Source organism: Acinetobacter rudis, assembly GCF_000829675.1.
GTDB classification, from domain to species: Bacteria; Pseudomonadota; Gammaproteobacteria; order Pseudomonadales; family Moraxellaceae; genus Acinetobacter; species Acinetobacter rudis.
Window position 1 is genome coordinate 32764 of sequence record NZ_BBRX01000036.1, and the last position, 12677, is coordinate 45440.

Consider the following 12677-nt stretch of genomic DNA (forward strand, 5'->3'; position numbering starts at 1 on the left):
CTCGAAAAGGGTTGTTCTATGACACAGTGTACAGTTCAATTCTGAGTAAATTCTGAATTTTTTAATGATTATTGTGAATTTTCACATGGTTATAAGTACCAAAACCATGAATTAACCATTCTTTTGTTCAATAGGTGTAACCAAGGATTCGAGTTCATCTGGGTCAGCATCGGTTTGAATTCGGTCAAGACGACTAAACAAGGCCATTAAATTAATATTACCTTGTACGCGTAACTCTGTTTCTGCGAGCACAGCATGATTAATACGAACTTTGTTCAATGTATCCAGAATAGCTGGTTTACCTAACCAACGGTTAAGATCTAGATGCAGCAATTCATTTTCAACATAGACGATATTGTATTTTGACAATATTTTACCAAGAGGGTCACGTTTAAGAACTTTTTGGTAAAAGAATAACGCTGAATTGACAGCAAGCTTTAACCATACTTTGGCAAATTTTGAGTCAAGCACTCGAGTCTCACTGATTTGTTCAAAAACAATGAGTTGAACATCTTTATTCATTTTCATTGAGACGAGTTTTAAATCTACAGATAAACTGGCATAGATCCCAGCAACATCAACTGTAGCGTAAAGTCTTAGCCAATCGTCATGCAAGTCTGCATGTAGATCTTTAAGTAATCTAACATTATCGGTTACATAGCGTTTAAAAGTCGCATTGAGAAAGACTTGAGATATAGGGAACTCTCTTTCCTCTTCAATGAAATCACCTGCTTTAAGGCATGCATGTCGTGCTCGATTGGCAAGATTAGACAGCAGTGTCTGCATAAATTATGTCCCCGATGATGTCATCATAGTGAGCAGCCATCTTAAGGGCTGAACATGGTTTAAGTTTGACGACGAAATCTAATGAAATCGTAGCAAAAAACTGTTTTATTCAAATTATTCAGTTTGATTTTTTAATTTAAACATAAAGTAGTATAAAAAATAAGGCCAGAATAGGCCATGATTACTGTCACTCTAGCGCATATTTTAAAGCTGAGTGCAGTAATCATAAGATTTGAATCAGTTGCTGTTATGAAATATAAGGATTGTCGAAGCCAAGTTTAGCTAATATAGCGATTTCTATTGCTTCCATTTGCTCTGCATCGGCTTCACTGGTTTCGTGGTCATAACCCATCAAATGCAAAACACCATGTACAAGCATATGACTAAAATGTTCGATCGGTGTTTTGTTTTGTTCTTGTGCTTCAGTTAAGACAACTGGAATACAAATGACTAAATCACCAATGGGTAGGGCATCTAACAGCGCCACAACTTCTTCAGGAATATCGCTTGGAAAAGACAGCACATTGGTTGCCTTGTCTTTTTGGCGATATTCTAGATTTAAGCGATGACTTTCATCATGATCTACACAGGCGATACCGATTTCGCAATCTTCATCGACATCAATATAACGTAATGTGGTTTCAATGACTTTTTTTAAATAAGCACGTTTGAGTGGCAAAGTGGCTGATTCAAACGATTGTTGCAAGCTAAGACTAAGTTTCAAAATAAACCTTTTTATGTGTGAGGTCGAACAGATAAAACGAGGGTCTTGACTGAATTAACCAAGACCCAAGCTGTTATTCGACTGCTTGGTGCTGTGCATCTGCAGCATTGTCATTGGCTTGAACTAACGCTTCCTGACGTGCTTTACGTTCGGCACGAACTTCAGCTGAAACACGCTGTTGTTCACAATCCCAGCCTTCATAGGCTTCAACGATTTTCTGTACCAATTGGTGACGCACCACATCACGCGAATGAAAACGAGTGATGTGAATTTCTTTAATGGATTCAAGTACTCGAAGTGCTTGAGCAAGACCTGATTGTTGTCCACGTGGTAAATCAACCTGAGTAATGTCACCAGTAATGACCGCACGTGATCCAAAACCTAAACGGGTTAAGAACATTTTCATTTGTTCAGGTGTGGTATTTTGCGCTTCATCCAAAATAACAAAAGAATGGTTGAGCGTACGACCACGCATATAGGCGAGTGGAGCAACTTCAATAACTTGACGTTCGATCAATTTAGCCACTTTTTCAAAACCAAGCATTTCATACAAGGCATCATAAAGTGGGCGTAAATAAGGATCGATTTTTTGTGTGAGATCACCCGGTAAGAAACCGAGTTTCTCTCCTGCTTCAACAGCAGGGCGAACAAGGAGGATACGCTGGATTTCATTGCGTTCTAGCATATCGACTGCAGCAGCAACTGCGAGGTAGGTTTTACCTGTACCCGCAGGTCCTATGCCAAAGGAAATGTCACTTTGTAAAATACGCTGTACATAGCGCTTTTGATTTGCGCCGCGTGGATTAATACGGCCTTTACGAGTTTGTAACCAAACCTCGTCTAGGCCAGTATGTTCTTGATCAGGATCTTGTTGTAACTCACGGTCAGTTTGGCTGCCCTGAATCATCAGGTGCAACGTATCTGCACTGATTTGCTGCACATTCTCAGCTTCATCATACAGACGCTGCAACAAGCCTTCTGCTCGCTCAACAGCATCTAACTCACCATCTACATAGAAGAAGTCACCTCGATGTGAGATTTTGACTTCTAAACGTTGTTCGATTTGTTTCAAGTGACCGTTGTATGCGCCGAGCATACTCTTAATACGTTCCATTGAAACACCTGGGAAAGCTACCGTACGTCGAATCTCTGCAGTCAAGGTATATCCTTTTTATTAGTAAAGTTATAGGGCTACATTACGCTACGTCGGGTTCGAGATTCAAGAGTTCACCATAAACTAAATTTAAAGTTTTAATTTCAGTGATTTCGATCTCTGCGAAGCGTCCGACCCAACTAGCATCGCCTATAAATGTTACCAAACGAGTATTATCAGCAGTACCTACTAAAATATTTGGTTCTTTATCAGATACTTTTTCTACCAATACACGCTGAAGAGTGCCAAGCATGGCATCAGTTTTTTCAATACTTGATTGTTTGATCCATTGTTGAACTTTCGCTAAACGTTCTTTTTTCACAGCTTCAGGAGTGTCATCTGCAAGTGTCGATGCTGGTGTACCAGGGCGTTTTGAATATACGAAACTATAAGAGTGGTCAAAGTCTAAATCTTGAATAAACTGATAAGTTTCTTCGAAGTGTGCATCTGTTTCACCTGGAAAACCGATGATGAAGTCACTTGATAAATGCATGTCAGGACGAACTTTACGCAACTTTTTAATTTTATCGATATAAACATCAATACTGTGGTTACGTTTCATGCCTTGTAAAACATCGTTCGATCCACTTTGTACAGGCAAATGTAGGTGTGACACCATTTGTGGGAGATCGCGATAACATTCAATAATGTCATCAGAAAACTCCAATGGATGTGAAGTCGTATATCGAATTCGTCCAATTCCTGGGATTTCAGCAACTAAGCGGAGTAATTGGGCAAAGCTACAGATTTCACCATCAAAAGTTTCACCACGATACCCATTGACGTTTTGGCCGAGTAGGCTAATTTCACGTACGCCTTTTTCTGCCAGACCTGCAATTTCTGCAAGAACATCGTCAAGTGGTCGAGAGACTTCTTCACCACGAGTGTAAGGTACCACACAGAAAGAACAGTACTTTGAACATCCTTCCATAATTGAGACAAAAGCTTTATAGCCATTGACACGTGGTTCTGGAAGGTAATCAAATTTTTCAATTTCTGGGAAAGAAATATCCACCAATTTGATTTTATCTTTCTTCGGTTTCTCTAGTTGAGACTGGTGTTGGTCCAAAATTTGTGGAATACGGTGCAAGGTTTGTGGGCCAAAAACCATATCAACATAAGGCGCTCGTTTTTGAATATTGTCGCCTTCCTGAGACGCCACACAACCACCGACACCGATGACAAGGTCGGGATTTTTTTCTTTCAATTTACGCCAGCGGCCAAGTTCAGAAAATACTTTTTCCTGAGCTTTTTCACGGATAGAGCAGGTGTTCATCAAGAGCACATCTGCTTCGTTAGGGTCTGTGGTTAAGATGTAACCGTGCGATTCACCTAGAAGATCTGCCATACGGTGACTGTCATACTCATTCATCTGGCACCCTTGAGTTTCGATGTACAGTTTTTTAACTGCATTGATCGAGTCAGAGTGCTGAGGCTGGGTAACAGTGTTTTCTGCAGCAGCTTTAGTCGCATTGGGGATGAAGGTTTGAACCGTCATGTAGGCTCCTTAAAAAGGTCAGCATTAGCTTAGGTCTGGCGAGAAATTGGCTAGACGCGTAGTAAAAAACGGAGCATTTTACCGCATTTGTCGACAAAGAGCGAAGAATTAAATGTGTTCATAATGCTGTTGAATGTGAACTAAAAAAAGATATTATTAATGCCCTTGAATCAGAAGGTTACACAACAGAACAGTAGCTAGGGTTAGGAATACTTAAACTATGTGTTTTGATACAGTGTGATTATTAAAAGGTCAGTCATGCAGCTAGGAAACGATATTGTGTATAAGCATCAACATTTTAGAACAATGAAAACCTGTCTGTTTAGCTGTCTTGCACTCTTGGGTGTGCAATGTACACACGCCGATGAAACGCAGTTTAATGATGCGCTTCGTGCAGCAAATTCTGGAAATAGCGCACTGTTAGAACAGTATCGCGTATCAATGCAAAATGACGTATTGGGGTATTATCCTGAATATTGGTCTCTAAATACCAATCTAGGTTTTCAGCCTGCCAGTAGTATTATTAGCTTTGCGCAGCGTTATCCACAGTCTGCGATGGCAGAAAAACTCGCAGCAGATTATGTTGAAGAAAAAGTAAAACAAGCCGATTTTGCAACAGCCAAACCTGTATTAAATTATGTATCTAATCCTGACCAAGCTGAAAGCTGTGCCGTAGCACAAGTGCGTGCGCGTACAGGAGACAGTTTGGTTTATGCTGAATATAAAGACATTTGGTTAGCAACGAACACTCAACCTGAGTCTTGTAATGGCCTTGGGCGTATGATGTTGTCTAGCCCTTTAATGACCAAAGATGATCGTGAACAGCGTTTATACGCTCAATTACGTGCAGGTCAGTCAGGCCCTGCTATGGCTACAGCACAAACTTTAAATAGTAATTTATCTTTAGCACAGCTAAACCAAATTCAAGCAAACCCTGTCAACTACTTATGGACAGCACCTAAAACCAGTATGACGGATTATGCATATTTGGTTTTTGCGCTTGGTCGTGCTGCTGACACTGATTTAAATACAGCGTTACAAACATTACCTCGTTTAACTCAAGATGTACCCGCAGATGTGCAGAAGTATTTGTATCGTACTGTTGCTTATGTTGGTGGTACTACAGTCATGAAAAATAACTTTAATCGTGCTGTGCTTGATGCCTTTGATCAAAGTTATGGTGTACCGTTTACAGATGAAGAAGCTGAAATTTATGCACGTCAGGCAGTACGCTTTGGACGTTGGGAGAGCGTCATTCGTGCTGTAGAGAGCATGAGTATTAATCAGAAGCAAAGCGAACGCTGGCAGTATTGGTTGGCCCGTGCTTTAGAGCAACGTGATGACCGTAGTGCTAAGAAAACTGCACAAGAAATCTATAATAAACTCGCCAATGCAGGTGATGATTATCATAACTTATTGGCTAAGGATCATTTGGGGCAGCGTTATAATGCGACAGCACCTACCGCACAGCCTTCAAGTAGTGATCTACAGCGTTTAAACCAGGATGTTCATTTCCGTCGTGCATTTACGCTACGTAATATCAATGCGCCAGCGAACTACGTCAATCGCGAATGGAACTGGGCAGTACGTCAAGCCTATTTAAAGCAAGATGATGGTTTGCTACTTGCTGCGGCAAAACGTGCAACTGAAATGGGATGGTACGATCGTGCAATTTATGCAGCCGATCGAACGGCCAAAACACATAACTATGAGTACCGTTATGCAACTCCACATCAGGCAACCGTTGTGAGCTATAGTCAAAAAGCAGGTATTGACCCATCTTGGGCTTATGGCTTGATGCGTCAAGAAAGTCGTTTCGTAACCAATGCCCGTTCTCATGTGGGTGCTGGAGGCTTAATGCAAATCATGCCTGCAACAGCTAAACATGTCGCAGCGAAAATGGGTGAGAGTTATAATCCAGCGGTATCTTCTGATCCTAATACGAATATTCGTTATGGTACTTTTTATTTGTCGATGATTCATTCGCAGTTAAGTGCGAACCCTGTATTGGCTACTGCAGGATACAACGCTGGTCCTAATCGTGCTAAGCGTTGGCAACCTGAGCAACAACCATTGACTGCAGATCAATACGTTGAATCTATTCCTTTAGCTGAAACGCGGGACTATGTGAAAAATGTGATGACCAATGCGGTGCACTATGGCATTTTGCTCAAACAAGGGCCACAAGTGATTGAAAGTCGTATGCCAGTTATCCCAACACGTACCCCGTAAACTAGGTGTGTTATTGCGGTCGATGAGCAATTTAATTTTAAAAAAGTTTAGTAGCCCATATTGGCAGCTTAAAAGTTTCATTTTGCTGGCCCTATGGATGATCTGCGGTGAGACATTTGCCGCGGATGCTCAACTGCAGGGCTATGTCATGCAGATTCAAATGACACCTGCGGTTTGTTCAATGGACCAAAGTAGTGCAAAACAACGTAAGTGTATGGAAGGTTATTCATTAACAATTACGGGATTGCTACCAGAGGTACGACCAGGCACAAACTGTCGAACCAATAGTTCTGCGAATTTATCACCCATTCAAACCAAGGTCATTGCTAAGGTGATGCCTGATGAAAGTGGCCGTAGCCAGTTGTGGCATGAGGTCGGTGGTTGTGTGCCGATGAATGCGAGTCAATATTTTAGAACCGTGATTAGCTATGCTGAAAAACTAAAGGTGCCAAGTGACTTAACCGGATATGAAAATAAAGTTGTTGATCAAGCGAAGTTGCGTGCTCAATTTTTAAGACTAAATCCTAGTTTGCCAAGCCAAGGGATTCGATTTAGTTGTCAAAATCGGCAAGAACCTGCGGTACTTACAGAGGTGAAAGTGTGTTATCACGTCAATGGTCACTATAAACAGTGCTCAAGCCGTGTAGTAGCCAATTGTCCAAATGATATTTTGATTAAATCGAGTTATTAATTTTATTAGCCAGATGATTCAACTCGGCAAGTTTGTGTAGTTTTTTAACTCAGCTTTGATTCTTTGAGTGTTGCTGTAATTTTTGTGTTGGTTCTCAATATCTGTTTATTAAATTTGTTGAAAGTCACATTTTCTTAATGTGTCTTTTTTGACAATAGTTTGGACTGATTTATTTTTTCTATCAGACTTTTGTTGAATATCCACGGTTTTTTATGCAACTGCAATTGGATTGGAGTACAATAATGGCCGTTTATGATAATTCGGTTAGGCAGAATACCTGCTTAATCACATTAGCGATCCTCAATTGGAGATGATGATATGAAGCAACCCGTTCGTGTTGCCGTTACTGGCGCTGCAGGTCAAATTGGTTATAGCTTGTTATTCCGTATTGCTAGCGGCGAGATGTTAGGAAAAGATCAACCAGTTATTTTGCAAATGCTTGAAATCCCAGTTGAGAAAGCTCAACAAGCGCTTAAAGGCGTTATGATGGAGCTTGAAGATTGTGCATTCCCATTATTGGCGGGCATGGTCGGTACTGATGATCCGAATGTTGCGTTCAAAGATGCTGATTACTGCTTACTTGTTGGTGCTCGTCCTCGTGGCCCAGGTATGGAACGTGCTGATCTTCTACAAGAAAATGCTAAAATCTTTACGGTTCAAGGTAAAGCAATCAACGATCACGCTAGCCGTGACGTAAAAGTATTGGTTGTTGGTAACCCAGCAAACACAAATGCTTATATCGCTATGAAATCTGCTCCTGATTTAAACCCAGGTCAATTCACAGCTATGCTTCGTTTGGATCACAACCGTGCGTTGAGCCAAATTGCAGCTAAAACTGGTAAAGCAGTTAAAGACATTAAAAACTTGGTTGTTTGGGGTAACCACTCTCCTACAATGTATGCAGACTACCGTTTTGCTACGATCAATGGTGAAAATGTTAAAGACATGATCAACGATCAAGAGTGGAATGAAAACGTATTCCTTCCAACTGTTGGTAAACGTGGTGCTGCAATTATCGAAGCACGTGGTCTTTCTTCTGCTGCTTCAGCTGCAAATGCTGCAATCGATCATATGCATGATTGGGCGCTTGGTACAAACGGCGAATGGGTAACTATGGGTATCCCTTCTGACGGTTCTTATGGTATTCCTGAAGGCGTAATGTACGGTGTTCCAGTGACTTGTGAAAACGGTCAATACACTCGTGTTGAAGGTCTAGAAATTGATGAATTCAGCCGTAAGTGCATGGACAAAACTCTTCAAGAATTAGAAGAAGAGCGTTCAGCTATCGAACATTTGTTTAACTAAGCAATATGTTGATCGTCTGATCACAAAAAAGCATCCTTTAAGGATGCTTTTTTTATGGCTTAACGCTTTCTTGGCTGAGTTGGGTCTGTATGACTTTATGAAACTAGTTTAAGTGTGCTTTGATTAAAGTCGCAAACCATTCATGTTGTTTTAAACTTTGAAAGGCAGGGTGCTGATTTAACAAAATCGGATCGAATTGGTTCGATTTTGAATATTTGTTCAGCCAATGTCTGGTCATTGCAGTTTCATTTTTACCAAGTGAAGCATGGGCCAACAGGAAGTAAATCTCAGCATTTTCATAAATAGTCAGAGGTTTTAAGATTTGCTGAGTAATTAAAGCAAAACGTTGTTCCTGACTAATTTCAAAATAGCTCAGATAGGTTCTCGCCAGTTGAATCGATAGCTCAAGATAAAGATTCAAAGGCATTTCTTCAAATTCAATACGTGCTTGTTCAAGTAGTACGATCGCTTCTTGTAAAAAATGAATTTGTTCTGCACGTGAATGACTTACATGTACCAGTTGTAAACGTAAGCTTGCACGTTCTAACGCAAGTGCAGGAGTATTTTGCTGTAAAAATAATTGATCTGTTTCACCAATACGGGAAACGATCATGCGTGAATCTTCAGCCATTAAATGTATTCCTTAAATGAGCGAAGTTTTACTTGATATTCGGTGAGAGTATACATATTGCAATAATAGCATACTCATGTGTGATTTAAGTTTAGCTTAGTATAGGCTTGAACCGCTACGCAACCAGGCAGTAATGGAGAGGCGTTGTTGTTGAGCAGGCTTTACTTCATGTAATAAGTCACTTTGAAATATCGCGATACGGTTTGCTGTAGGTTGAATAATATGCCACTCGCCCTGTTTATCTTGTAGGTGTAGTTGTCCACCCCAATTTTCTTGCCACTGATCATGTAAATAGTAAACACTCGAAATCATTCGGTCATTTTTTTGCTGAGGGTTATCTCTGTGTAATGCATAAAACTCTCCGCTGTTATAGCAGGCAAAATGAGCCTCAACGTGTTGTATGCCGAGAAAAAAATGACGGTTAAATTGTTGTGATAGTTGTTCTAAAGCTTGAATATGTTGTTGTGCAACTGGAAATTGGTCTTGGTTAATCCAGAGAATGTGGTCGCTGCGAATATTTGAAACGACGCCATTTTGTATTGCCGCTTTACGGAATTGATCGAGGTTTTCTGTACACTCCAAAATAAGTTCTTGTTGATATTCATGGGAATAAGCTTGATCAATAATTGCAAAACCAGATAGGGCAATTTGGTCTAAAACCTGATCAATTTCCCATGCTACAGGGAGAAGCATCGCTTCCATAGAACCTCGTAAGTTCAATAAAATAATTAGAGACAATATTTTAGAACATTGACGGACAGTGAAGAAATCTTTTTTCGTGCTAAAATACGTGCTGAATACAGGAAGAATACATACATGAATTACCGTCACCATTTCCATGCAGGCAATTTTGCCGATGTCATGAAACACGTGCTTTTATTACAGTTGTTGACACGTTTAAATGCCAAAGACAAACCTTATCGTTATATTGATACGCATGGTGGTGCGGGTAAATATGATTTGTCTACATCTGAAGCACAAAAATCAGGTGAGTTTTTAAATGGAATTCATCGTCTAGTTAAATTAGATGACTCTATTAAACGAAATGCCCCTGAAGGTGTCAAACAATACCTTAAAATCGTCGAAGATATGCGTGCAGGCTCAGGGAAGGGGGCTTATCCTGGTTCACCATGGTTTGCACTTGAAGGTATGCGTGATATTGATAAGGCAACTATTTTTGAAATGCAGCGTGATGTGTTTCAACAGCTTTACTTTAATATTCGTGATAAACGTGCTGGTTTGCATGAGCGCGATGCATATGAAGGTCTTTTGGGTGTTATTCCTCCAAAAGAAAAGCGCGGTTTGGTCATGATTGACCCGCCATATGAGATTGAGCGTAAAGATTTTCCACAACTGGTTGAACTGTTGCAAATGGCCCATAAAAAATGGCCAACAGGTGTGATTGCATTATGGTATCCGATTAAAGATCGTGCCATGATTGATCGATTCGAAAAGAAAATGATGAAAACAGGTATTCGCCGTCAATTGATTTGTGAAATTTGTGTTTGGCCTGATGACACTCCAGTCGGTTTAAATGGTTGTGGTTTGTTGGTGATTAATCCACCTTGGCAATTTTCAAATCAAGCAGATGAAGCATTGCAATGGCTATTCCCTCATTTACGTATGAACGAAAATGGTGGACATGCAGCAGTGCGTTGGTTGGTTGGTGAATAAGCGTATTGTTATAAATTAGACTAAAGCAAAGCTAAAACATCAGAAAGTTGAATTAGGAAAACATAATGACAAGTACCCAACAGCAAAAATCAGATGACTCGAAACCTGATGATCTTTCTTTTGATGTCATCACATTTGAAGTTGAAGAAGAAGAGCATACGCATGAAGGGCATAAAGTAAAACGCCGTGGGATTTATTTATGGCCTAATTTAATCACCACGGCTGCTTTGTTATCTGGTTTTTACTCGATTATTGCGAGTATGAATCATGATTATCTTCATGCAATTTATGCAATTTTTCTTGCTGCTTTATTGGATGGCTTAGATGGGCGTGTGGCTCGTGCTATTGGTGCACAAAGTGCATTTGGTGAGCAGTATGATTCACTTTCTGATTTGCTTGCTTTTGGTGTGGCACCCGCAATCTTAATGTATAGCTGGGGCTTACATAGTTTAGGTCGTATTGGTTTAGCTTGCTGCTTTGTTTATACCGCTTGTGCTGCATTTCGATTGGCACGCTTTAATGTGCAGATTGGTGTGGTCGATAAGCGTTACTTTATCGGGATTGCCAGTCCACTAGCAGCGATTATCGTGATTTCATTAATTTGGGTCAGCCGAGATTATTCAATGATCTTAGATCCTAGTTCACAATTTATGAAAGTTACTTATGCAGCGTTCATGGTAGTTATTGGCTTATTGATGGTCTCGAATATGAAGTACTATTCATTTAAGCAGGTTGATCGTAAACGTGTACCATTTGCTGTGATGTTGCCAGTTATTTTAGTCTTTGGTATTGTCATGTATGACATACCGCTGGGTATCTTGGTGGTATCACTTTTATATGTATTGTCTGGTTTCTTAACCACCTACTTGGCACGTAATCAAACCGAGTAAGGAACAATATATTTGGCGTGAGGAGGGCTTGTGATGAAGTTGTCTGTGGATCATCAAGATATGCAACCACAATATGCACAAGTTCCTTTCAAGCTGAAGCTTGCATATCAGCCACCCAATGCATGGTTTAAAATAGTACAACATGCATTAGTCATCGCAGATTTACCCGCTCCATTACATTATTTTAATTTCAAGGCCCTTGTTGGCCAGCCCAATATTCCAATATTTAATACCCATCAACAGAGCAAGCATACATTAGATATCGTGACAACGATTAATAGTGTTAGCCCACACATGCTTGGACATTCGGCAACGTTTTCGGTTGGCCAAGACTGTCATTTACAAAAAGATGCTTATCAATTTGGTTCAGATCTAAAACTCACAGGCAGCTTTCCCTTTTTTAAGTTAATTCGTCACGACGCTGAACTGACTGTTGATTTAAATATTCATACCCAACCTGTGATTAGTCATTTTTCTAAACTGAAATTTGGTCTGGGGGTGTATCAACATTGGTCACTCTTATGTCAGTGTCAAGGTACTTTGACTTATAAGGGGCAGCGTATTGAGGTGAATCAATTAGGAAGTTTTGAATATGCCCGTGGCATTAATGTGCCATTTTTAGCTGTGTATTTTTATACGTACCAAGTGATTCAGCTTAAAGATCTGCGGCAGTTAATTCTTTTACAAGTTCGTAATCAATATAATCAAGTCCTACGTTCTCAGATATTTTTAAGAACTGAGATTGAAAAAAATACATTATGTTTTGATCATCAAGTGCAATTTATTATTCATCGGGTATATCCCAAGGTGCAAACACCTTGTTTAAACATGATGTACTTACCACGTGAATTTGAATGGCGAGCTCAGCAGGGAAAACACCGTATTGAAATCTATGCTAAAAGTCGTGGTGACTATAAGTCTGGTTTAGGACGTGGTTATGTTGGAAGTTTTCAATATCAAATCAAAATTGACGATTATTATGAGGAGGGGAGTGCTGGTTATTGTGAGTTTATTGATCTAAGGCCTTTCAATTGGCAGGAATCAGACCAGCCTGAACGCGCATTAGCGTTAGATTCTTTACCCTCATCTGCTC

12 protein-coding genes are annotated in these 12677 nt (G+C 40.1%); 6 read left to right on the top strand and 6 right to left on the bottom strand.

Translation table 11 applies throughout. From position 1 onward, the window contains the following. Positions 1–111 precede the first annotated feature (111 nt). The 4 genes from Aru01_RS10855 to miaB form a co-directional block, all read right to left on the bottom strand. Complete coding sequence (locus tag Aru01_RS10855; protein WP_016654966.1) at positions 112–786, bottom strand: hypothetical protein; 675 nt, start codon at positions 784–786, stop codon at positions 112–114. A 247-nt stretch (positions 787–1033) separates the two neighbouring features. Further along, positions 1034–1510 (bottom strand): rRNA maturation RNase YbeY, encoded by a 477-nt coding sequence (ybeY, locus tag Aru01_RS10860; RefSeq protein WP_016654967.1) that lies wholly within the window; start codon positions 1508–1510, stop codon positions 1034–1036. A gap of 73 nt (positions 1511–1583) precedes the next feature. Beyond that, a complete protein-coding gene (locus tag Aru01_RS10865; RefSeq protein ID WP_016654968.1) occupies positions 1584–2669 on the bottom strand; it encodes a PhoH family protein in 1086 nt (361 codons plus the stop codon). 37 nt (positions 2670–2706) lie between these two features. After that, on the bottom strand, positions 2707–4161 hold the full coding sequence (gene miaB, locus Aru01_RS10870) for a tRNA (N6-isopentenyl adenosine(37)-C2)-methylthiotransferase MiaB (protein ID WP_016654969.1): 1455 nt from the start codon (positions 4159–4161) through the stop codon (positions 2707–2709). A 306-nt stretch (positions 4162–4467) separates the two neighbouring features. On the opposite strand from miaB, the gene Aru01_RS10875 reads away from it, so the two are divergent. The 3 genes from Aru01_RS10875 (at position 4468) to Aru01_RS10885 (ending at position 8389) form a co-directional block, all read left to right on the top strand. Next, on the top strand, positions 4468–6393 hold the full coding sequence (locus Aru01_RS10875; protein WP_228128718.1) for a lytic transglycosylase domain-containing protein: 1926 nt from the start codon (positions 4468–4470) through the stop codon (positions 6391–6393). A gap of 22 nt (positions 6394–6415) precedes the next feature. Next, positions 6416–7084: a ribonuclease T2 family protein gene (locus Aru01_RS10880; RefSeq protein ID WP_016654971.1), complete on the top strand. Its 669-nt coding sequence runs from the start codon at positions 6416–6418 to the stop codon at positions 7082–7084. 318 nt (positions 7085–7402) lie between these two features. After that, complete coding sequence (locus Aru01_RS10885; RefSeq protein ID WP_016654972.1) at positions 7403–8389, top strand: malate dehydrogenase; 987 nt, start codon at positions 7403–7405, stop codon at positions 8387–8389. Positions 8390–8492: 103 nt separating this feature from the next. On the opposite strand, the gene Aru01_RS10890 is transcribed toward Aru01_RS10885, so the two are convergent. Further along, a complete protein-coding gene (locus Aru01_RS10890) occupies positions 8493–9020 on the bottom strand; it encodes a hypothetical protein (protein ID WP_016654973.1) in 528 nt (175 codons plus the stop codon). A gap of 96 nt (positions 9021–9116) precedes the next feature. Next, the gene (locus Aru01_RS10895) at positions 9117–9722 is read right to left on the bottom strand and encodes a 2OG-Fe(II) oxygenase (RefSeq protein ID WP_016654974.1); all 606 of its coding nucleotides are present in this window, start codon (positions 9720–9722) and stop codon (positions 9117–9119) included. A gap of 114 nt (positions 9723–9836) precedes the next feature. Between Aru01_RS10895 and Aru01_RS10900 the strand changes: the two genes are divergently transcribed. The 3 genes from Aru01_RS10900 to Aru01_RS10910 all read left to right on the top strand — a co-directional run. After that, complete coding sequence (locus tag Aru01_RS10900) at positions 9837–10694, top strand: 23S rRNA (adenine(2030)-N(6))-methyltransferase RlmJ (protein ID WP_016654975.1); 858 nt, start codon at positions 9837–9839, stop codon at positions 10692–10694. A gap of 65 nt (positions 10695–10759) precedes the next feature. Further along, a complete protein-coding gene (pssA, locus tag Aru01_RS10905) occupies positions 10760–11584 on the top strand; it encodes a CDP-diacylglycerol--serine O-phosphatidyltransferase (RefSeq protein ID WP_016654976.1) in 825 nt (274 codons plus the stop codon). 33 nt (positions 11585–11617) lie between these two features. Continuing rightward, positions 11618–12677: DUF6670 family protein (locus tag Aru01_RS10910; protein WP_052475371.1), on the top strand; the 1060-nt coding region annotated here is incomplete at its 3' end.

Excerpts from the sequence above, each read along its gene's own strand:
- Aru01_RS10880 (WP_016654971.1), top strand. The coding sequence starts at position 6,416 with ATGAGCAATTTAATTTTAAAAAAGTTTAGTAGCCCATATTGGCAGCTT.
- pssA (WP_016654976.1), top strand. The coding sequence starts at position 10,760 with ATGACAAGTACCCAACAGCAAAAATCAGATGACTCGAAACCTGATGAT.
- miaB (WP_016654969.1), bottom strand. The coding sequence starts at position 4,161 with ATGACGGTTCAAACCTTCATCCCCAATGCGACTAAAGCTGCTGCAGAA.
- Aru01_RS10900 (WP_016654975.1), top strand. The coding sequence starts at position 9,837 with ATGAATTACCGTCACCATTTCCATGCAGGCAATTTTGCCGATGTCATG.
- Aru01_RS10890 (WP_016654973.1), bottom strand. The coding sequence starts at position 9,020 with ATGGCTGAAGATTCACGCATGATCGTTTCCCGTATTGGTGAAACAGAT.
- Aru01_RS10895 (WP_016654974.1), bottom strand. The coding sequence starts at position 9,722 with ATGGAAGCGATGCTTCTCCCTGTAGCATGGGAAATTGATCAGGTTTTA.
- Aru01_RS10855 (WP_016654966.1), bottom strand. The coding sequence starts at position 786 with ATGCAGACACTGCTGTCTAATCTTGCCAATCGAGCACGACATGCATGC.
- Aru01_RS10875 (WP_228128718.1), top strand. The coding sequence starts at position 4,468 with ATGAAAACCTGTCTGTTTAGCTGTCTTGCACTCTTGGGTGTGCAATGT.
- Aru01_RS10885 (WP_016654972.1), top strand. The coding sequence starts at position 7,403 with ATGAAGCAACCCGTTCGTGTTGCCGTTACTGGCGCTGCAGGTCAAATT.